Source organism: Mycobacterium venezuelense, assembly GCF_054919535.1.
In genome coordinates this window covers 204,066-223,657 of record NZ_JBONDW010000006.1, presented here as the reverse complement: position 1 = coordinate 223,657, position 19,592 = coordinate 204,066, and the positions used below count along the sequence as shown (strand labels likewise).

The following is a 19,592-nucleotide window of genomic DNA, read 5'->3' as shown; positions in this document are numbered from 1 at the left end:
TCAGACGGTGCGTGCAGTCGTGTATCCCGAGGTCGGCGTGGTGCCTGCCGTTGTCGACGTGGCCGACCCGGAGTGTCCCGAGGACGGGGTGATCATCGAGGTGGCGGCCACGGGGGTGTGCCGGTCGGACTGGCACGCCTGGCGCGGACACGATCCGGTGGAAATGCCGATCATCCCCGGGCACGAATTCGCCGGAGTGATCGTGACGGTGGGCGCCGAGGTGTCCGGCTGGCGGGCCGGGGATCGAGTGACGGCGCCGTTCGTGCTCGGCTGCGGCCGGTGCGAGTTCTGCCTGGCCGGTGACGCGCAGGTGTGTCCCGATCAGTTGCAACCCGGCTTCACACTGCCGGGCACGTTCGCACAGCAGGTGGTGATTCCGCGCGCTCAGTTCAACCTCGTGCGCCTGCCCGACGCCGTCTCGTTCGTCGCGGCAGCGTCGCTCGGGTGCCGGTTCGCCACGTCGTTCCGCGCGGTGGCGACGCACGGACGGGTGCAACCGGGGCAGTGGGTGGCGGTCCACGGCTGTGGTGGGGTGGGCTTGTCGGCGGTGATGATCGCGAAAGCGTTCGGGGCCAAGGTCGTCGCGATCGACGTCAGCGCCGAGGCGCTGGAGATCGCTGGGCGCCTCGGTGCCGACGAGCTCGTCGATGGCAGCGAAACCCCTGACACCGCAGCCGAAATCGTGCGACGAACCGGTGGCGTGCACATCGGAATCGACGCCGTCGGCCATCCCGCCCTCGCCGCGGCGTCGGTTTCCTCACTGCGCCGTCGCGGCCGGCACATCCAAGTGGGTCTACTCCTCGGCGATGCGGCCCAGAGCGCGTTCCCGATGGACCGGGTGATCGCGCAGGAATTGGCAATCCTCGGATCGCACGGTATGCCTGCCGTCGACTATCCCGCGATGCTCGAACTCCTCGCGTCGGGCGCCCTGGACCCCGAGCGGTTGGTGACACGCCGAATTGGTCTCGACGGCGCCGGTGCCGCACTGGCGGATATGGACAATCCCGCCGGCCACGGCATGACGATTGTCGAACCGGGCGCTTAGCCGCCGATCTGGTTCTTGTTGCGCTGCGCGACGGCCCGGTACTGATCGCCGAGGGCGTCGAAGTCCTGTGTCTGGGCACCGGCGATCTCCTGCTCGGCGGCCAGCGCAGGGGAGATGAGCGGATCGGTGCCGCGCAGGTAGATCTCCTTGAGCCCAGCCATGATCGGTCCGGGCACCTCGGCGATCTGGCCGGCCAGTTCAAGGGCCCGGTCCATGAGTTGCGCGTGCGGCACCACCTCGGTCACCAGGCCGAGGCGTTCGGCGCGCACCGCGTCGACCACCTCACCTGTCATCGACAACCGGCGTGCCATCGCGGCGCCAACGACATGGGGAAGCCGTGCCGTCATACCGCCGCCCGGCAGGATGCCCACCCGAGCGTGAGTATCGGCGAACACGGCTCGCTCGGAGGCGATCAGGAAATCACAGCCCAACGCCATTTCCAGCCCGCCGGTGAACGTCGCACCGTTGATCGCCCCGATGATCGGTGTGCGCATCTGACCGGTCTTGGTGATGCAGTTGTGCGTCTGGAACCGCTCGAAATACTCCAGGCCGAGCGACTGCGCCTGCTTGAGGTCGACACCAGCGCAGAAGGCGGGATCGGTCCCGGTCAGCACGACCGCCCGGACCGCCTCATCGGCATCGGCGGCATCGAGCGCCGTGTACAGCGCCTCGATCAACTCCGCGCCGAGCGCGTTACGCGCCTCCGGACGGTTCATCGTCAGGACGCGGACTGCGCCGTGGTCGGCGGTCAGCAGGATGGTCATGGATCGAACGTAGCCCTCGGCAGCACGAGAAGACGCGAAAGCACCCTGGATTGTGCAATTCCCGGGTACCTGCGCGTCTGTTCGCGCAGGGAAAGCCCTAGCGCAGGAACGCCTCGGCGTTGTTGGCCAGATCCAGCAATGGCTGCGGGAGTGCGCCGAGCGCGAAGGTGACCGCCGCGGTGACGGTGACGACGGCGGTCGTGAGGCCGCTCGGCACCACGACTTCGGGTGCGTCGTCGGGTGGATCGGTGAAGAACATCAGCACGATCACCCGGACGTAGAAGTAGGCCGCGACCGCGCTGGCGATCACGCCGACGATCACCAGCGGAATCGCGCCGCCTTCGCCCGCTGCCTTGAACACCGCGAACTTGCTGACGAATCCACTCGTCAGAGGAATACCGGCGAAGGCGAGCAGGAACAGCGAAAACACCGCGCCGACAACCGGATAGCGGCGACCCAGGCCGGCCCACGATGCCATCGCGGTCTCCTCGTCCCCCGCGGCGTTGCGCACGAGCCCGACAACCGCGAACGCGCCAAGTGTGCTGAACCCGTAGGCGAACAGATAGAACAGCGTTGACGACACTCCGGCGGCATTGGCGGCGATCACGCCGGTGAGGATGAAACCGGAGTGCGCGACCGCCGAATACGCCAGCATGCGCTTCACGTCGTTCTGGGCGACGGCGGTGACGGTGCCGACCACCATGGTCAGGATGGCGATCGCCCACAGCACGGGCCGCCAGTCGTCACGTAACTGCGGCAGCGCGACGTAGAAGATCCGCAGCATCGCACCGAACGCCGCGATCTTGGTGGCGGCCGCCATGAACGCGGTGATCGCGGTCGGCGCGCCCTGGTACACGTCGGGTATCCACGAATGGAACGGCACCGCACCGACTTTGAACAACACGCCGACGAGCAGCAGGCCCACCCCGATCAGCGCCAGGGGTGTGTTGCCTGATCCGTTGTCGACCGCATCGGCGATTCCGCCGAGGTCCAGCGTGCCCGAGTAGCCGTACAGCATCGCCGCGCCGTACAGGAAGAACGCGGACGAGAACGCGCCAAGCAGAAAATACTTGAGCGCGGCTTCCTGTGACAGCAGCCGGCGTCGACGGGCCAGCCCGCACAGCAGATACAGCGGCAGCGACAGCACCTCGAGCGCGATGAACATCGTCAGCAGATCGTCAGCCGCCGGGAACAGCAGCATGCCGCCGATCGCGAACATCGTCAGCGGGAACACCTCGGTCTGCATCACGCCGGTCTTGGTGGCGAGCTGCTCGGCGACGCTACCGGCCACCGCCGAGGCCTGCGGCGTGAACCCGTCCAAACCTCGTTCGCCGTCGGCTGTTTGGCTGACCTTCTCCCGTTCGGCGATCAGCAGGATGCCGAGAATGCCGACCAATGCGATCGTGCCTTGCAGAAACAGCGCGGGTGCGTCGAGTACGACCGAGCCCAGTACCGCGGGCTTGCCTGGCGTGCCGTGCAGATCGCGGGCCACCAGCACGACGGCCACCGCCGCGGCGACCAAACCGCCGAGGGCGATGGTCACCTGGGCGGCGTAACGCGCCTGGCGGGGCGCGAACGCCTCGATGAGGACGCCGAGAACCGCCACGCCGAACACGATCAGCATGGGGGACAGCAGGCCGTACTCGATGCTGGGTGTGACCATGTCTAGCGTCCCCCCTCTGCCACAGTCGGCGCGCTCGGCGGCGGATCCGTCTGGCCGATCGTGGTCATGGTGTGCTCGACGGCCGGGTTGATCACGTCGAGTGCGGGCTTGGGATAGATGCCGAGCACCAGCAAGAGGGCGATCAACGGTGCCACCACGGCGAGTTCGCGCGGTACCAGATCGCGGACCCGGTGCTCACCGTCGGCCAGTCCGTCCCGTACCGGGCCGGTCATCATCCGCTGATAGGTCCACAGGATGTAGACGGCCGAGAGCACGAGAGCCGTGGCGGCGAACACCGCGAGAACCGGGTATCGCGTGAATGTCCCGATGAGGACCAGGAACTCGCTGATGAACGGTGCCAGCCCAGGAAGCGAGAGAGTGGCGAGCCCGGCGACCAGGAATGTCCCGGCCAGCACCGGCGCGACTTTCTGTACGCCGCCGTACGCGTCGATCAGGCGGGTGCCACGCCGGGACACGAGGAATCCGGCGACGAGGAACAGTGCGGCCGTGGAGATTCCGTGGTTGACCATGTAAAGCGTCGAGCCGGACTGTCCCTGGCTGGTCATCACGAAGATGCCGAGGATGATGAACCCGAAATGCGATATCGATGTGTAGGCGATCAACCGCATGACATCGACCTGGCCGATCGCGAGGATTGCGCCGTACACGATGCCGATCACCGCCAACGTGATCACGACAGGACGGAAATACGTTGATGCGTCGGGGAACAACTGCAGGCAGTAGCGCAACATGCCGAAGGTGCCGACCTTGTCCATGATGGCCATCATCAGCACCGCGCTGGCCGGCGTGGCTTCGACGGCCGCGTCGGGCAGCCACCGATGGAACGGCCACAGGGGAGCCTTGACGGCGAACGCGAACATGAAGCCCAGGAACAAGAAGTTCATCACCGCCGGGCTGATCATCAGTTCCCCTGACGAGACGGCCGCGACGATCGCACGGAAGTCGAACGTGCCCGACGCGAACGCGTCGCTGCCGGCGGTCACCACATAGAGGCCGATCACCGCGGCCAGCATGACCAATCCGCCGAACAGGTTGTACAGCAGGAACTTCACCGCCGCTTTCGATCTGTTCTCACCGCCGAAGCCTCCGATCAGGAAGTACATCGGGATCAGCATCGCTTCGAAGAACACGTAGAACAGCAGGATGTCGAGCGCCACGAGGGAAATGAGCACCATGCCCTCGACGGCGAGTGTGAGGGCCAGGTAGGCCTGCACCGACCGGCCCGCCAGACCGGACTGCCCGGCGGCGTCGTTCCAGCCTGCGACGATCAGCAGCGGCACCAGCACGACGGTGAGCACGATCAGGGCCAGTGCGATGCCGTCGACCCCCAGGATGTACCCGGTTCCGAATGACGGTATCCAGCGGTGGGATTCGACGAACTGATACTGCTCACCGGCGGGATCGAAGCCGACCGTGATCGCCACGGTCAGGCCGAGGGCCGCCACCGATATGGCCAGCGCAAGCCACTTGGCCAGTGCCCGTTGGGCAGCAGGCAACAGCATGACCACCGCGGCTCCGATGGTCGGGGTCGCCCACAACGCCGTGAGCCACGGGAAAGAACTCACCACAGTCGCACCGCCAGGATCGCCGCCACGACAAGGGCCGCGCCGCCGAGCATCGACAACGCGTAACTTCGCGCGAACCCGGTCTGCAACTGACGCAGGCCGTTGGAGGTTCGGCTCACCAGGGTGGCCAGCCCGCCGGCCGCACCGTCCACACCCTTGTCGTCAACCGTCACCATCGCCGCGGTCAAGACCTGGCCGCCCCGCATGAACACCGCCTCGTTGAATGCGTCACCGTAGAGGTCGTTGCGCGCGGCGACGGTCAACTCCGAACCCTCCGGCACCTCGACCGGCACGGTCTGCTGTGCGTACATCCGGTAGGCCACCGCGATGCCGATCGCCACGACCGCGAGCACCACGATCGTGACGATCCACACCGGGACCGCGTGATGGGCCTCGTGCGCGCCGACGACCGGCTCGAGCCAATGTGACAGCGTGCCACCGACGGCCAGTGCTCCACCCGAGACCACCGAGCCGATGGCCAGCAGGATCATGGGCCACGTCATGACGGCAGGTGCCTCATGCGGATGTGCGCCGTCGGCCCAGCGCTTGTCACCGAAGAAGGTCATCAGCATGACGCGGGTCATGTAGAACGCGGTGATGCCGGCACCCAATATGGCCGCACCGCCGAGGATTACGCCGCGGACACCGCCGGCGCCCAGCGCGGCCTCGATGATGCTGTCCTTGGAGAAGAAGCCGGCCAGCGGTGGCACGCCGATGATCGCGAGATATCCCAGCCCGAACGTCGCGAAGGTTATCGGCAGGGCCTTGCGCAGGCCACCGTAGCGGCGCATGTTGACCTCGTCGTCCATCGCGTGCATGACCGAGCCGGCGCCGAGGAACAGGCCGGCCTTGAAGAAGCCGTGCGTCAGCAGATGCATGATCGCGAACGCGTATCCGGCCGGGCCGAGCCCGGCCGCGAGCACCATGTAGCCGATCTGACTCATGGTCGACGCGGCAAGTGCCTTCTTGATGTCATCTTTCGCGCAGCCGATGATCGCGCCGAACAACAACGTGACCGCACCCACGAGCACGACACCGGTCTGGGCCGCGGGAGCCAGGTCGAAGATCGGTCCGGACCGCACGATCAGATAGACGCCTGCCGTCACCATGGTGGCCGCGTGAATGAGTGCCGACACCGGGGTCGGACCTTCCATCGCGTCGCCCAGCCAGGACTGCAGCGGGACCTGAGCTGACTTGCCGCAGGCTCCGAGTAGCAGGAGCAGCCCGATCGCGGTCAGTGTGGGTTCGCTCAGTGCCGGAGCGGATCCGAACACCGCGGCGAACGAGATCGAGCCGACGGAGGCGAACATGATCATCAGCGCGATCGCGAGACCCATGTCGCCGACCCGGTTGACGATGAACGCCTTCTTGGCCGCGGTGGCGGCCGACGGCTTGTGCGACCAGAACCCGATCAGCAGGTAGGAGGCCAGGCCGACACCTTCCCACCCGGCGTACAGGCCCAGGTAGTTGTCGGCGAGAACCAGCAGGAGCATGGCTGCCAGAAACAGGTTGAGGTATGCGAAAAACCTTCTGCGGTCGGGATCGTGAGCCATGTAGCCGACCGAGTAGATATGGATCAGCGAGCCGACCCCGGTGATCAACAGCACGAAACACATCGACAGCTCGTCGAGTTGCAGCCCGAAGTCGACCTGCAACCCGGCCACCGGAACCCACGAGAACAGATTCTCGTGGACCGCGCGGTCCTCCCCGTGGCGGCCCAGCATGTCGACGAACAACAACGCGCCCACGACGAACGACGAGAGCGCGGCGGCGCAACCCAACAGGTGCCCCCACCGGTCCGCTCGCCTGCCGGCCAGCAGCAGGATCACCGCACCCGTGATCGGCAGGTCGATCAGCAACCACACTGGAAGTGACATGGCGCCCTTAGTTCTTCAGCAGGCTGGCGTCGTCGACCGAGGCCGACCGGCGGGTGCGGAAGATCGTCATGATGATGGCCAGGCCGACGACGACTTCGCAGGCGGCGACCACCATGGTGAAGAACGCCACCACCTGGCCGTCGAGGTGGCCGTGCATACGGGAGAACGCCACGAAGGCCAGGTTGGCCGCGTTCAGCATCAGCTCGACGCACATGAACATCACGATGGCGTTGCGCCGCAACAGAACCCCCGCCGCACCGATGGTGAACAGCAGCGCCGACAGATACAGGTAGTTGTCGGGATTCATCCTGGCATCACCCCTCCCCGTTTCTCGAATTGCTCATGGCCCGCTGCGGCAGAATCGAGCTGACCGATATCGCGGCGTCCGAACCGTCGGGCAGCCGCGCCGGGATGTCGACGGCATTGTGCCGGGCATAGACGCCGGGATTCGGCAAGGGTGTCGGGTGCCCACCCGCCTGGAAGCGCTCGACGGCCAGTTCGCGCTGAGTCTTGCGGCGCTCGAAGCGCTCGCGGTGCGCGAGCACCATCGCCCCGAGTGCGGCGGTGATCAACAGCGTGCTGGTCAACTCGAACGCCCACAGGTAGCGCGTGAAGATCAGTGCCGCCAAGCCTTCCACGTTGCCGCCGGCGTTGGCCTCCGCCAGGCCGGTGAAGCCGGCCACCGAGACGTTGCCGATTCCTGCGATCAGCAGCACCCCGAAACCCACCCCGGCTGCGAGTGCGGCAATGCGCTGGCCGCGCAACGTTTCCACGAGCGATTCCGACAGGTCGACACCGATGAGCATCAGCACGAACAGGAACAGCATCATCACGGCGCCGGTGTAGACCACCACCTGCACCACACCCAGGAACACGGCATCCTGCGCGATGTAGAGCACGGCCAGCACGATCATCGTGCACGCCAGGAACACCGCGGAGTACACGGCTTTCGGCGCGGCGACGACTCCGATGCCGCCGAGCACCGCGACCGCCCCGAGAATCCAGAACAACACCGCCTCGGTCGTGGACGTGCGGGCCGCGCCGTCGACCGCGGCGAGCCGCGAAATATGCTCCGCCAGCAGCATCACCTCAGGCGTCATCGAACGTCCTCCGTGATGGGGTTGATCTTTCCGAGGTAGTAATCGTCGTCGGTGCTGCCGGGCGCCATCTCATGCGGCGGTGCCTGCATACCCGGCTGCAGGGGAGCGAGCAGCTTGTCCTTGCCCCAGATCAAATCGGCGCGATTGTCGTCGGCCATCTCGTAGTCGTTGGTCATCGTCAACGCTCTGGTGGGGCAGGCTTCGATGCACAACCCGCACCCGATGCAGCGCAGGTAGTTGATCTGGTACACCCTGCCGTAGCGTTCGCCGGGCGAAAAGCGTTCGCCCGCTGCGTTGTCGGCGCCTTCGACGAAGATCGCATCGGCCGGGCAGGCCCACGCGCACAATTCGCATCCGATGCACTTCTCCAGCCCATCGGGATATCGGTTGAGCTGGTGGCGGCCGTGATAGCGCGGCGCGACCGGTCCGGGTTTCTCGGGATACTCCTCGGTGAGCGGCTTTTTGAACATCGAACCGAACGTCACCGCGAACCCCGCGAGTGCGTCGAGGAACTTAGGCATCAGCGGTCTCCTTGCTGGCAGCCGGCAGCGGTGGCACGGGATAGGCTCCCGAACTCTGCTGCGGTGCCGGTCGAACAGTTTTGCGGCGCAGGGCTTTCCACAGTGCCCAGGCGAGGACGACGACCGCGACCACGGCCGAGGTGACAAGCCAGGTCGCCCAGTTGTGGTAGCCGTGTTCGCGCAGGCTGTGCGTGGTCGCGACGATCATGATCCAGGCCAGCGATACCGGAATCAGGACTTTCCAGCCCAGTGCCATGAACTGGTCGTAGCGCAGCCGGGGCAGTGTCGCGCGCAGCCAGATGTAGAAGAACATGAACGTCCACACCTTGGCGGTGAACCACAGCAGCGCCCACCAGCCGCTGTCGGCGCCGTCGATCATGTTGAACGGGAACGGTGCATGCCATCCGCCGAGGAACATCGTCGTGGCGAGGGCCGAGACCGTGGTCATGTTGACGTATTCGGCGAGCATGAACATCGCGAACTTCAGCGAGGAGTACTCGGTGTGGAACCCGCCGACGAGCTCACCCTCGGCCTCGGGGAGATCGAAAGGGGCCCGGTTGGTTTCGCCGACCATCGACGTCACGTACACCAGGAATGACGGCAACAGCAGGAAGACGAACCACGTGCCGTCCTGCGCGGCGACGATGCCCGACGTGGACATGGTGCCCGCATAGAGGAACACCGCGGCGAACGACAACGCCATCGCGATCTCATACGAGATCACCTGCGCGCTCGAGCGCAGTCCGCCGAGCAGGGGATAGGTTGAGCCGGACGCCCAGCCGGCCAGCACGATGCCGTATACGCCGATCGAGGTGACGGCCAGGATGTAGAGCACCGCGACCGAGAGATCCGTCAACTGCAGCGGGGTGCGGTGCCCGAACACCGATACCTCGCCGCCCATCGGGATGACCGCGAACGCCATGAACGCCGGGATCACCGAGATGACCGGGGCGAGCAGATAAATGGGTTTGTCGACGCCGGCCGGGGTGAGGCCCTCTTTCAGAGCGAGCTTGATGCCGTCGGCCAGCGATTGGAGCAGGCCCCACGGGCCGACGCGGTTGGGTCCCGGCCGCATCTGCATGCGGCCCAGGACTTTACGTTCGATCAGAATCGCCGAAAGCACCGTCAGGAGCAGGAACACGAAGATGGCGAGTGCCTTGGCGAGGATCAGCCACCACGGGTCGTGGCCGAACAGCGTCGGGTCCGGGTGTGTCATGAGGCGGTCCGTCCGATCGATACCAGCGCGCCTGCCGTGACGCCGAGTTGCGAATGCACCGCCGAGCCGGAGGAGTTCATCGGCAGCCACACCACGCGGTCGGCCATGTCGGTGATGGCCAGCGGCAGCGTGATCGCACCCCGGTCAGTGCCGACCGTCACCGGATCGCCATCGGCCGCGCCGATCTCGGCGGCGGTCGCTGCGGACAGGCGGGCGACCGCAGGCCGGGCGGTTCCGGCCAGGTACGGTTCGCCGTCTTGGAGCCGGCCGGCATCGAGCAGCATGCGCCAGCAGGCAAGCACCGCCTGACCGGCTTCTGGCTCGGGCGGCTTGGCCGGCGACACCGTTGGTGCGGGAGCGCGGGTGCCGGTCCACACACCGAGGCGGGCCAGCTCGGCGTCGGCGGCATCCGCGGTCGTGAGGCCGAGGTCGACGCCGATCTCGTCGGCGAGGTAGTGCAGGACCCGCAGGTCCGGTATGGCGTTGGACTGCAGCGACGGCTTGAACGGCCGAATCCGGCCTTCCCAGTCGAGGAAGGCCCCTGCCTTCTCCACCACCGGTGCGACGGGGAACACCACGTCGGCCAGATCGGTTACCGCGCTCTCGCGCAACTCCAGGCTCACCACGAACGGCGTCATGCGCAACGCGTTCAGTGCCACGTCCGGATCGGGCAGATCGGCGATGTCCACCCCGCCGATCAGCAGCGCTGCCAGCTTGCCGTCGGCTGCCGCGGCGAGAATCTCGGCGCCGTCACGCCCTGGCGAGTCCGGCAGGTCGCCGGTGTTCCAGGCTTCCGCGGTCTGCGCGCGGGCCGTCGCATCGGTGACCGGGCGGCCGCCCGGCAGCAGATTGGGCAGCGCACCGGCTTCCAGTGCGCCACGCTCGCCGGCGCGCCGCGGAATCCACGCCAGCCGAGCACCGGTCCCGGCCGCCAGTCTTGCGGCAGCAGAGAGCGCGCCCGGTGAAGTGGCCAACCGCTCACCGACCAGGATGACCGCACCGGGCATGCGCAGCCTCTCGTCGTCGGCGAGGCTGTCCAGCGCCGCGGCTTCGCCTCCGGGCGCCGTGGGGATCAACGTGCCCGCCATCTTCGTAAGCCCGCGACTGGCGAACGGCGCCACGGAAAGCACCCGAACCCTGTTCTTGCGGGCCCCTTTGCGGAGCCGCAGGAACACGATCGGCGATTCTTCTTCTGGCTCGAAGCCGGCCAGCAACACCGTCGGCGCCTGCTCGAGCTCCGCGTAGCGCAGTGTCATCGCCGTCCCGGCCACTTGCGCGGCCAGGAACTCGGCTTCCTCCGCTGAGTGGGCCCGCGAACGGAAGTCGATGTCGTTGGTGTTGAGCACCATTCGGGTGAACTTCGAGTACGCGTAGGCGTCCTGGACGGTGCACCGACCTCCCGCGAGCACGCCGGTGCTACCGGCCGCCGCGAGGAGACCCGCTCCCGCAACGCCGAGTGCTTCCGACCACGACGCCGGGCGCAATACACCGTTGTCGCGCAGCAGCGGTGTGGTGATCCGATCGCCGACGGTCGCATAGGTGAAGGCCCAGCGGCCCTTGTCGCAGTTCCACTCCTCGTTGACCTCGGGGTCGTCACCGGCCAACCGGCGCATGACTTTTCCGCGCCGGTGGTCGGTTCGCTGCGCACATCCGGACGCACAGTGCTCGCACACACTGGGGCTCGAGACGAGGTCGAACGGGCGGGCCCGGAACCGGTAGGCGGTGCCGGTCAGCGCGCCCACCGGGCAGATCTGCACGGTGTTGCCCGAGAAATAGGACTGGAACGGCTCGCCGGGAGCGATACCGACCTGTTGCAGGGCCCCTCGCTCGAGCAAGTCGATGAACGGATCGCCGGCAATCTGTGCGGAGAACCGCGTGCAGCGGGCGCACAGAACGCAACGCTCGCGGTCCAGCAGCACCTGCGACGAGATGTTGATCGGTTTGGGGAAGGTCCGTTTGACGTCTTCGAACCGGGTCTCCGGGCGCCCGTTGGACATCGCCTGGTTCTGCAGTGGGCATTCGCCACCCTTGTCGCAGACCGGGCAGTCCAATGGATGGTTGATCAGCAGCAGTTCCATCACCCCGCGCTGCGCCTTATCTGCTGCCTCGGAGCTGAACTGGGTGCGCACCACCATGTCCGGCATGACCGTGGTGGTGCACGACGCCATCGGTTTGCGTTGACCTTCCACCTCGACCAGGCACTGTCGGCACGCCCCGACCGGATCGAGCAGCGGATGGTCGCAGAACCGCGGGATCTGGACCCCCATCAACTCGGCGGCGCGGATCACCAACGTGCCCTTGGGAACGCTGATCTCATGCCCGTCGATGGTCAGCGGCACCATTTCCACCGGCGGGCTGTCCTTGGTCGGCTCGGCCAGCGTCATCGACGTGCCCCCTTTCTCTGCGTGTCCGCTCGCCGAATGACCATCTACACACCGACCCCTTCGGTCGCCATCAACGTCGAGGCGTGCGGATCGAACGGACACCCGCCGCCCAGGTGCGCCACGTACTCGTCGCGGAAATGCTTGATGGACGACATGATCGGGCTCGCAGCGCCATCACCCAACGCGCAGAACGACTTCCCGAAGATCGTGTCGGAGATGTCAAGCAGCTTGTCGATGTCGGCCTCGGACGCGGCCCCGGTCTCCAGCCGCGCATAGATCTGTGCGAGCCAGTAGGTGCCCTCCCGGCACGGGGTGCACTTACCGCAGGATTCGTGCGCGTAGAACTGAGTCCAGCGGCGTACGGCCCGCACCACACACGTGGTCTCGTCGAAGATCTGCAGTGCCTTGGTGCCCAGCATGGAACCCACCGAGGCCATGCCCTCGTAATCCAGTGGTACGTCGAGATGCTCACCTGTCAGCAGTGGCGTCGAGGATCCGCCAGGTGTCCAGAACTTCAGGGTGTGTCCCGTTCGGATGCCGCCGGCATAGCCGAGGAGTTCGCGCAGCGTGATGCCGAGCGGCGCCTCGTACTGCCCGGGACGATTGACATGGCCCGACAGCGAATACAACGTGAAACCAGGGGATTTCTCCGATCCCATCGAGCGGAACCAGTCGACGCCGTTGAGCAGGATCGGTGGGACGCTGGCGATGGATTCGACGTTGTTGACCACGGTCGGGCACGCGTACAGACCCGCCACGGCCGGGAACGGCGGCCGCAGACGAGGCTGCCCGCGCCGGCCTTCCAGGGAATCCAGCAGCGCGGTCTCCTCGCCGCAGATGTAGGCGCCCGCGCCGGCGTGGACCGTCAGCTCCAGGTCGAATCCCGAATCGAGGATGTTCGAGCCCAGATAGCCGGCGTCATAGGCCTCGGCGACCGCTGCCTGCAGGCGCCGCAACACCGGAACCACCTCGCCGCGTACATAGATGAAGGCGTGCTTGGCGCGGATCGCGTACGCCGCGATGATCACGCCTTCGATCAGGAAGTGCGGCGTTGTCAGCAGCAGCGGGATGTCTTTGCACGTGCCCGGTTCGGACTCGTCGGCATTGACCACGAGGTAATGCGGTTTCGCACCGGCGCCCTCGTCACCCTGGGGGATGAACGACCACTTCGTGCCGGTGGGGAATCCGGCGCCGCCACGGCCGCGCAGGCCGGAGTCCTTCACCAGCGCAATCACATCGTCCGGAGCCATCGACATGGCGCGTTGCAGCCCCTGATAACCATCGTGACGGCGGTAGGTATCCAACGTCCACGGATCGGGTTCGTCCCAGAATCTGCTGAGTACCGGCGTCAGTGCGGTCATGAGCGCGAATCCGTTGCGTCCGGGTCGGTTTCGGGGGTGTTCGGCTCGGGTGGCACGGTCGCGGACGGCCCGGGCGCCGGGGCGTCCTGCGTGGCCTCCGCGGCCGCCTGCTCGTCGTCGACGACCTGCTCGGAGGACGCGGATGCGTTGGTGCCGGGTGCCGCCATACCGCGTTCGTGTGCGACGCGCAGCCCGGCGAGGGTGGCGTCGCCGGGTGCGCCGCCCGCTGCGCGGGGATCGCCCAAACCGGCCAGGGTGCGCGCGGTTTCGCGGAAGCTGCACAACGGCGCGCCGCGGCTGGGCGCAGGCGCGTCACCGGTGCGCAGCCCGTCGACGAGATCGCGTGCCGACGAAGGAGTCTGGTTGTCATAGAACTCCCAGTTGACCATCACCACCGGCGCGTAATCGCAGGCGGCATTGCATTCGATGTGCTCAAGCGTGACTCGGCCGTCGGCGGTGGTCTGCCCGGCGTGGATATCCAGATGGTCCTGAAGCGCGTCCAGAATCGCGTCGCCGCCCATGATCGCGCACAGCGTGTTGGTGCACACACCGACGAGGTAGTCGCCGGTCGGTGTGCGCCGGTACATCGAGTAGAACGTGGCCACCGCGGTGACCTCGGCCTCGGTCAGACCCAATTGTGCGGCGCAGAACGCGATTCCGGCCGGCGTCAGGTAGCCGTCCTCGGCCTGGGCCAGGTGCAGCAGGGGCAGCAGCGCCGAGCGGGCGTCTGGGTAACGCGCGATGATCTGCTCGGCGTCGGCGCGTAGCCGGGTCGTGACCTCGTCGGGATATGCCACGGGCCCGTTGATCGGCGGGCCCGCTTCGTCGGGGCGCTGCCCCAGTTCCAGGAACACTTCGCTCATCTGTCGACCCCTCCCATGACCGGGTCGATCGACGCCACCGCCGCGATCGCGTCGGCCACCATGCCGCCCTCGCACATCGCGGCCACGGCTTGAAGATTGGTGAAGGAGGGATCGCGATAGTGCACCCGATAGGGGCGGGTTCCGCCGTCGGAGACCATGTGCACCCCGAGCTCGCCCCGCGGTGACTCCACCGCGACATACACCTGACCCGCAGGCACTCTGATGCCTTCGGTGACGAGTTTGAAGTGGTGGATAAGCCCCTCCATCGAGTGGCCCATGATCCGGGCGATGTGCTCGGGCGAGTTGCCCAAACCGTCCGGACCGAGCTTGAGATCAGCCGGCCAGGCCAGCTTCTTGTCGGTGATCATCACCGGCCCCGGGCCGAGTCTTTCCAGCATGTCCACACACTGCTCGACGATCTTGAGCGACTCGCGCATCTCCTTGACGCGGATGATGTAGCGGCCGTAGGAGTCGCAGCGGTCATCGGTGATGACGTCGAATTCGTAGTTCTCGTAACCGCAGTACGGTTGTGCCTTGCGGAGATCGTGCGGCAGGCCGGTGGATCGCAACACCGGACCGGTGATGCCGAGCGCGATGCAGCCCGTGAGGTCGAGGTAGCCCACGTCGATGGTGCGGGCCTTCCAGATGTAATTCTCGTTGAGCAGATTCTCCAAGTCGCGCAGGCGTTTCGGGAGCAGGTCGAGGAGTTCCCGAACCTGGGGGATCGCTTCGTCGGGGAGGTCGGCGGCCAATCCGCCTGGGCGGATGTACGCGTGGTTCATCCGCAGGCCGGTGATCGTTTCGAAGACCCGCAGGATCTCCTCGCGTTCCCGGAACCCGTAGAACATCGCGCTCATCGCGCCCAATTCCATGCCGCCGGTTGCCAACGCCACCAGGTGCGAGCTGATGCGGTTGAGTTCCATGAGCATGACGCGGATGACGCTCGCGCGCTCCGGAATGTCGTCGGTGATGCCGAGCAGCTTCTCAACCCCGAGGCAGTACGCGGTCTCGTTGAAGAACGGTGAGAGGTAGTCCATTCGGGTGACGAATGTGACGCCCTGGGTCCAGTTCCGGTACTCGAGGTTCTTCTCGATTCCGGTGTGCAGATAGCCGATGCCGCAACGGGCTTCGGTGATGATCTCGCCTTCGATCTCGAGGATCAGCCGCAGCACGCCGTGCGTCGACGGGTGCTGGGGACCCATGTTGACGACGATCCGTTCGCCGGCCGCCGCCGCCGCGCTCGACCGGGCCGCGGCCACCACCTGGTCCCAATCCGCGCCGCCGACCACGACGACCTTTTCCCCGCCCTCGGGCGGCACCGTTGAAGTGCTCATCAGTTGTACGACCTCCGCTGATCTGGCGGTGGGATCTGAGCGCCGTGGTATTCCACCGGAATTCCGCCCAGCGGATAGTCTTTGCGCTGCGGATGGCCCACCCAGTCGTCGGGCATCTCGATGCGGGTCAGTGCCGGATGGCCGTCGAAGACGATGCCGAAGAAGTCGTAGGTCTCGCGTTCGTGCCAGTCGGTGGTGGGGTAGATCGCGTAGAGCGACGGTATGTGCGGATCGGCGTCTGGTGCCGCGACTTCGAGCCTGAGCCGGCGGTTGTGGGTGATCGACATCAGCGGATACACCGCATGCAATTCACGGCCGGTGTCGTCGGGGTAATGCACGCCGCTCACCCCGAGGCACAATTCGAAACGCAGGGCCGGATCGTCCCGTAACACACTCGCGACGGCGGGAAGCTGGACTCGACTGACTTCGAGAGTCAGCTCGTCGCGGTACACCACCACACGCTCGATCGAGACGGCGTAGCGCTCCTCGCCGAGAACCGCGGCCAGTTGGTCGACCACCTCGTCGAAATACCCGCCGTACGGTCGGGGGGAACTCCCGGGGAGAGCCACCGGACGCACGAGACGCCCGTACCCAGAAGTGTCGCCGGTGCCCTTGGCGCCGAACATGCCGCGCCGCACCCCGATCACCTCGGGTGTGTCGCCGATCCCGGTCCGGACGCCGTTGGTGCCGTTGGAGGATCCGTTGGATGTGCTCACCGCAGCAACCCCTTGAGCTCGATGGTCGGGGGGAGCGCGAGCGCAGCCTGTTCGGCTTCGCGGATGGCCTCCGCACGGTTCACGCCGAGCGGCATCTGCTGAATCTTGTCGTGCAGCTTGAGAATTGCATGCAAGAGCATCTCCGGGCGGGGTGGACATCCGGGTAGGTAGATATCCACCGGAACCACGTGGTCAACGCCCTGGACCACTGCGTAGTTGTTGAACATGCCGCCCGACGATGCGCACACGCCCATCGCCAGCACCCATTTCGGTTCGGCCATCTGGTCATAGATCTGCCGAAGCACCGGCGCCATCTTCTGGCTGACCCGCCCCGCGACGATCATCAGATCGGCCTGCCGCGGGGTGGCCGAGAACCGCTCCATGCCGAACCTGGCGATGTCGAACCGTGGCCCCGCCGTGGACATCATCTCGATCGCACAGCAGGCCAGGCCGAATGTCGCGGGCCATAGCGAGCCTTTACGGACGTATCCGGCAACCGTCTCGACTGTCGACAGCAGGATCCCGCCGGGCAGACGTTCTTCTAGTCCCAATTCAGGCCCCCTCGGCGCCAGACATACGCGTACGCCACGAAGACCGTGAGCATGAACAACAACATCTCCACCAGCGCGAACAGGCCCAGACTGTCGAATGCGACCGCCCACGGGTAGAGAAAAACGATCTCGATGTCGAACACGATGAACAACATCGCGATCAGGTAATAGCGGATCGGCATCCGTTGACCGGTGGCTCCCGCCGCGCCGGCCGGCATGGGCTCGATACCGCATTCGTATGCTTCGAGTTTGGCCCGGTTGTAGCGCCTTGGTCCGATGACGAGCGCGATGACCACGGACACCACGGCAAAGGCAGCCGCAATCGCTCCGAGAACCAGGATGGGCGTGTAGAGATTCATGCCTCGCGGTCGCTCCCTCGGTGGGCTGTCGATGTGAGCTAACCCACAGCCTAGCGAGGTTTGCGGCCCGTGCCACATATTTTGGTTAGTATCGTTTCATACCGCGGCAGCGCACAGCTGCGTCGCAGCCATGCCGTGAAGAACCAACGGCTACAGGGTAATTCGCTGGGATTACTGAACCGGGGCACGCAATAGGCGCACGACGGCGTCGCCCAGCCGGATGGGATCGATCGGATGGGGGACAGCGGCTTCGGCACGCGACCAACTGGCGAGCCAGGCGTCGTCGGGACGCCCGGTGAGCACCAGGATCGGTGGGCAGACGTCCAGCTCGTCCTTGAGTTGCTTGGCGACGCCCATGCCGCCGGCCGGCGTGGCCTCGCCGTCGAGGATCGCCAGGTCGAATCCTCCAGCGTCCATCTGAGAAATCACCATGGGCGCGGTGGCGACCTCGACATAGGTGAGCTCCGGCAAATCCGGGTGGACGCGTTTGCCGAGCGCGAGTCGCACCTGTTCGCGGGTGCGTGGATTGTCGCTGTACACCAGGATGCGCAGCGGCGCGGGGCCGGCCATGCCGCCGATGCTACTGCGTGCGGGGTCGACGATCGGGCAACTCGCCGAATCCTGTTGCGCCGCTTCAGGCCCGGACGAACACCAACGTGGCCGACAGCGCGGTCGCCGGCCCGACCATGCCGAGCATATTGCCGGAAACGCCGAATTCGCCGCGCTCGACCGTGCACTGGCCGGCCAGCTGCACGGCGCCGTCGTCCAGAACCTGCACGCTGACCGGCAATTCGATCGGCCGGGCCACACCCCGAACGGTCAGGGTGGCGCCCAACCGAGCGTCGTTCGCTCCTGACGGTCGTGCCTCGTCGACGTCGACGGTGATCTCCGGATGTGTGTCGACGTCGAAGAAGTCAGCCGAGCGCAGATGCTCGTCCCGCTTGCGGATACCGGTCCGCAGCGACGCCGCACGAATCGCAACCCGGCCGCTGACCCCGCCGTTTGCCCGGCCTTCGCCGCTGAACTCGGCAAATCTGCCGGTGACAGTAGCCAAACCCCACATGGTCTTGTTCCGAAAGGTCACCGAGGACCGCTCAGGGGCCAAGGTCCAGTTGCCCGCGCTGGCGGTGAGGATGTCTCGCAGCGTCGTCATGTTGCCTCCGTGGTGAACTCAGTTGAGCAGTGGTGCGATGTCCTTGGGGTCGAAGTACTCGTCGATGCGGTTGATCAGGCCGTCAGCTCCTACCTTGATGACGATGCAGACCCGCAGTGCGATCAACGCACCGTCGCGCCCGGTCGCGTGCACGATGTGCTGCTGGACGAATCCGCCGTCGAAGAACTGGCGGTCGAGAACCTCGTAGCGGCGCTCGGTGGTGGCGTCGATGAACCAATCGATAACCCGCAGGGCGCGGGCTCGTTTGTTGTCCTTGGGATCGCCGGAGTGCCACACCGTGACATCGTCGGTCCACAGCCCCGCGATGGTGGCGCGGTCGCTGCGTTCGATCGCCTCGAACAGCCGATTGGCGACCTCGTCGATGGCCTCAGCGTCGATTACGGGCATCTGTTCCCCTTCCCCGGCTGATGCTTGACCTCAAGCGACATTGAGGTTGAAGACTTGATCCATGGATACGACACCGGCACTTTCCCTGTTCGATGAAGCGTACGAGTCCCGCACCGCACCGTGGGTGATCGGCGAGCCGCAATCGGCGATCGTCGACCTGGAACGCCGTGGGCTGATCCGCGGCAAGGTGCTCGACGCGGGCTGTGGGACGGGCGAACACACGATGCTGCTCACGCGCATGGGCTATGACGTGCTCGGCATCGACTTGTCGCCGCGGGCGATTGCTCAGGCTCGGGAAAACGCTGTTCAACGCGGTGTGGACGCACGTTTCGCCGTTGCCGACGCGATGCGGCTCGATGCCGATCCCGGTTACGACACGATCATTGACAGCGCGCTGTTCCACATCTTCGACGACACCGACCGGCCCACGTATGTCGCGAGCCTGCACACGGCCTGCCGGCCCGGCGGGTCTGTCCACGTGCTGGCCCTGTCCGACGCCGGGCGCGGCTTCGGTCCCGAGGTCAGCGAGGACGTCATCCGCGGTGCGTTCGCCGACGGCTGGCTGCTCGAGGCGCTGGACACCACCACCTACCGCGGGGTGGTCAGCCCGGCTCAGGCCGACGCCATCGGCCTGCCGGCCGGCACGCACGTCGACGAGCCCGCATGGCTGGTACGGGCACGCCGGGTATGA

General features: G+C 66.3%; 20 protein-coding genes. 2 read left to right on the top strand and 18 right to left on the bottom strand.

Annotation, left to right across the window (positions count from 1 at the left end; translation table 11 throughout):
- The first annotated feature begins 7 nt into the window (after positions 1 to 7).
- Complete coding sequence (locus ACRCUN_RS12215; RefSeq protein ID WP_462141895.1) at positions 8 to 1,045, top strand: zinc-dependent alcohol dehydrogenase family protein; 1,038 nt, start codon at positions 8 to 10, stop codon at positions 1,043 to 1,045.
- On the opposite strand, the gene ACRCUN_RS12210 is transcribed toward ACRCUN_RS12215, so the two are convergent.
- From ACRCUN_RS12210 to ACRCUN_RS12125, 18 genes are all read right to left on the bottom strand, one after another.
- The gene (locus ACRCUN_RS12210; RefSeq protein WP_462141894.1) at positions 1,042 to 1,809 is read right to left on the bottom strand and encodes an enoyl-CoA hydratase; all 768 of its coding nucleotides are present in this window, start codon (positions 1,807 to 1,809) and stop codon (positions 1,042 to 1,044) included. The genes ACRCUN_RS12215 and ACRCUN_RS12210 overlap by 4 nt on opposite strands.
- A 97-nt stretch (positions 1,810 to 1,906) precedes the next feature.
- Positions 1,907 to 3,472: an NADH-quinone oxidoreductase subunit NuoN gene (gene nuoN, locus ACRCUN_RS12205; RefSeq protein WP_462141893.1), complete on the bottom strand. Its 1,566-nt coding sequence runs from the start codon at positions 3,470 to 3,472 to the stop codon at positions 1,907 to 1,909.
- A gap of 2 nt (positions 3,473 to 3,474) precedes the next feature.
- Positions 3,475 to 5,061, bottom strand: coding sequence for an NADH-quinone oxidoreductase subunit M (locus tag ACRCUN_RS12200; RefSeq protein ID WP_462141892.1), 1,587 nt, complete (start codon positions 5,059 to 5,061; stop codon positions 3,475 to 3,477).
- Positions 5,055 to 6,935: an NADH-quinone oxidoreductase subunit L gene (gene nuoL / locus ACRCUN_RS12195; protein ID WP_462141891.1), complete on the bottom strand. Its 1,881-nt coding sequence runs from the start codon at positions 6,933 to 6,935 to the stop codon at positions 5,055 to 5,057. Before nuoL ends, ACRCUN_RS12200 begins: the two co-directional genes overlap by 7 nt.
- Before the next feature lie 7 nt (positions 6,936 to 6,942).
- Positions 6,943 to 7,242 (bottom strand): NADH-quinone oxidoreductase subunit NuoK, encoded by a 300-nt coding sequence (gene nuoK, locus ACRCUN_RS12190; RefSeq protein ID WP_036428167.1) that lies wholly within the window; start codon positions 7,240 to 7,242, stop codon positions 6,943 to 6,945.
- A 7-nt stretch (positions 7,243 to 7,249) separates the two neighbouring features.
- Complete coding sequence (locus ACRCUN_RS12185; protein ID WP_462142045.1) at positions 7,250 to 8,020, bottom strand: NADH-quinone oxidoreductase subunit J; 771 nt, start codon at positions 8,018 to 8,020, stop codon at positions 7,250 to 7,252.
- A gap of 11 nt (positions 8,021 to 8,031) precedes the next feature.
- Positions 8,032 to 8,556: an NADH-quinone oxidoreductase subunit NuoI gene (gene nuoI / locus ACRCUN_RS12180; RefSeq protein ID WP_462141890.1), complete on the bottom strand. Its 525-nt coding sequence runs from the start codon at positions 8,554 to 8,556 to the stop codon at positions 8,032 to 8,034.
- Positions 8,549 to 9,772, bottom strand: coding sequence for an NADH-quinone oxidoreductase subunit NuoH (gene nuoH / locus ACRCUN_RS12175; protein ID WP_462141889.1), 1,224 nt, complete (start codon positions 9,770 to 9,772; stop codon positions 8,549 to 8,551). The genes nuoI and nuoH overlap by 8 nt, the downstream gene beginning before the upstream one ends.
- Complete coding sequence (locus ACRCUN_RS12170; protein ID WP_462141888.1) at positions 9,769 to 12,156, bottom strand: NADH-quinone oxidoreductase subunit G; 2,388 nt, start codon at positions 12,154 to 12,156, stop codon at positions 9,769 to 9,771. Before ACRCUN_RS12170 ends, nuoH begins: the two co-directional genes overlap by 4 nt.
- Before the next feature lie 44 nt (positions 12,157 to 12,200).
- Positions 12,201 to 13,517: an NADH-quinone oxidoreductase subunit NuoF gene (gene nuoF / locus ACRCUN_RS12165; protein ID WP_462141887.1), complete on the bottom strand. Its 1,317-nt coding sequence runs from the start codon at positions 13,515 to 13,517 to the stop codon at positions 12,201 to 12,203.
- Positions 13,514 to 14,380, bottom strand: coding sequence for an NADH-quinone oxidoreductase subunit NuoE (gene nuoE, locus ACRCUN_RS12160; RefSeq protein WP_462141886.1), 867 nt, complete (start codon positions 14,378 to 14,380; stop codon positions 13,514 to 13,516). The genes nuoF and nuoE overlap by 4 nt, the downstream gene beginning before the upstream one ends.
- On the bottom strand, positions 14,377 to 15,714 hold the full coding sequence (nuoD, locus tag ACRCUN_RS12155; RefSeq protein ID WP_462141885.1) for an NADH dehydrogenase (quinone) subunit D: 1,338 nt from the start codon (positions 15,712 to 15,714) through the stop codon (positions 14,377 to 14,379). The genes nuoE and nuoD overlap by 4 nt, the downstream gene beginning before the upstream one ends.
- Positions 15,714 to 16,430, bottom strand: a complete 717-nt coding sequence (locus tag ACRCUN_RS12150) for an NADH-quinone oxidoreductase subunit C (protein WP_462141884.1) — start codon at positions 16,428 to 16,430, stop codon at positions 15,714 to 15,716. Before ACRCUN_RS12150 ends, nuoD begins: the two co-directional genes overlap by 1 nt.
- The gene (locus ACRCUN_RS12145; protein WP_462141883.1) at positions 16,427 to 16,981 is read right to left on the bottom strand and encodes a NuoB/complex I 20 kDa subunit family protein; all 555 of its coding nucleotides are present in this window, start codon (positions 16,979 to 16,981) and stop codon (positions 16,427 to 16,429) included. Before ACRCUN_RS12145 ends, ACRCUN_RS12150 begins: the two co-directional genes overlap by 4 nt.
- Positions 16,972 to 17,340 carry an NADH-quinone oxidoreductase subunit A gene (locus ACRCUN_RS12140; RefSeq protein ID WP_462141882.1) on the bottom strand — a complete coding sequence of 123 codons (369 nt, stop codon included), beginning with the start codon at positions 17,338 to 17,340 and terminating at the stop codon, positions 16,972 to 16,974. Before ACRCUN_RS12140 ends, ACRCUN_RS12145 begins: the two co-directional genes overlap by 10 nt.
- 171 nt (positions 17,341 to 17,511) lie before the next feature.
- Positions 17,512 to 17,910 (bottom strand): Rv3143 family two-component system response regulator, encoded by a 399-nt coding sequence (locus ACRCUN_RS12135; RefSeq protein ID WP_067856644.1) that lies wholly within the window; start codon positions 17,908 to 17,910, stop codon positions 17,512 to 17,514.
- A gap of 64 nt (positions 17,911 to 17,974) precedes the next feature.
- Positions 17,975 to 18,493, bottom strand: coding sequence for a YceI family protein (locus ACRCUN_RS12130; RefSeq protein WP_462141881.1), 519 nt, complete (start codon positions 18,491 to 18,493; stop codon positions 17,975 to 17,977).
- An 18-nt stretch (positions 18,494 to 18,511) separates the two neighbouring features.
- Positions 18,512 to 18,901, bottom strand: a complete 390-nt coding sequence (locus ACRCUN_RS12125; protein WP_462141880.1) for a nuclear transport factor 2 family protein — start codon at positions 18,899 to 18,901, stop codon at positions 18,512 to 18,514.
- Between the two features lie 61 nt (positions 18,902 to 18,962).
- Between ACRCUN_RS12125 and ACRCUN_RS12120 the strand changes: the two genes are divergently transcribed.
- Complete coding sequence (locus ACRCUN_RS12120) at positions 18,963 to 19,592, top strand: class I SAM-dependent methyltransferase (RefSeq protein ID WP_462141879.1); 630 nt, start codon at positions 18,963 to 18,965, stop codon at positions 19,590 to 19,592.

Excerpts from the sequence above, each read along its gene's own strand:
- ACRCUN_RS12130 (WP_462141881.1), bottom strand. The coding sequence starts at position 18,493 with ATGACGACGCTGCGAGACATCCTCACCGCCAGCGCGGGCAACTGGACC.
- nuoL (WP_462141891.1), bottom strand. The coding sequence starts at position 6,935 with ATGTCACTTCCAGTGTGGTTGCTGATCGACCTGCCGATCACGGGTGCG.
- nuoE (WP_462141886.1), bottom strand. The coding sequence starts at position 14,380 with ATGAGCGAAGTGTTCCTGGAACTGGGGCAGCGCCCCGACGAAGCGGGC.
- ACRCUN_RS12135 (WP_067856644.1), bottom strand. The coding sequence starts at position 17,910 with ATGGCCGGCCCCGCGCCGCTGCGCATCCTGGTGTACAGCGACAATCCA.
- ACRCUN_RS12170 (WP_462141888.1), bottom strand. The coding sequence starts at position 12,156 with ATGACGCTGGCCGAGCCGACCAAGGACAGCCCGCCGGTGGAAATGGTG.
- ACRCUN_RS12185 (WP_462142045.1), bottom strand. The coding sequence starts at position 8,020 with ATGCTGCTGGCGGAGCATATTTCGCGGCTCGCCGCGGTCGACGGCGCG.
- nuoF (WP_462141887.1), bottom strand. The coding sequence starts at position 13,517 with ATGACCGCACTGACGCCGGTACTCAGCAGATTCTGGGACGAACCCGAT.
- nuoN (WP_462141893.1), bottom strand. The coding sequence starts at position 3,472 with ATGGTCACACCCAGCATCGAGTACGGCCTGCTGTCCCCCATGCTGATC.
- ACRCUN_RS12210 (WP_462141894.1), bottom strand. The coding sequence starts at position 1,809 with ATGACCATCCTGCTGACCGCCGACCACGGCGCAGTCCGCGTCCTGACG.
- nuoI (WP_462141890.1), bottom strand. The coding sequence starts at position 8,556 with ATGCCTAAGTTCCTCGACGCACTCGCGGGGTTCGCGGTGACGTTCGGT.
- ACRCUN_RS12120 (WP_462141879.1), top strand. The coding sequence starts at position 18,963 with ATGGATACGACACCGGCACTTTCCCTGTTCGATGAAGCGTACGAGTCC.
- nuoH (WP_462141889.1), bottom strand. The coding sequence starts at position 9,772 with ATGACACACCCGGACCCGACGCTGTTCGGCCACGACCCGTGGTGGCTG.
- ACRCUN_RS12125 (WP_462141880.1), bottom strand. The coding sequence starts at position 18,901 with ATGCCCGTAATCGACGCTGAGGCCATCGACGAGGTCGCCAATCGGCTG.
- nuoD (WP_462141885.1), bottom strand. The coding sequence starts at position 15,714 with ATGAGCACTTCAACGGTGCCGCCCGAGGGCGGGGAAAAGGTCGTCGTG.
- ACRCUN_RS12140 (WP_462141882.1), bottom strand. The coding sequence starts at position 17,340 with ATGAATCTCTACACGCCCATCCTGGTTCTCGGAGCGATTGCGGCTGCC.
- nuoK (WP_036428167.1), bottom strand. The coding sequence starts at position 7,242 with ATGAATCCCGACAACTACCTGTATCTGTCGGCGCTGCTGTTCACCATC.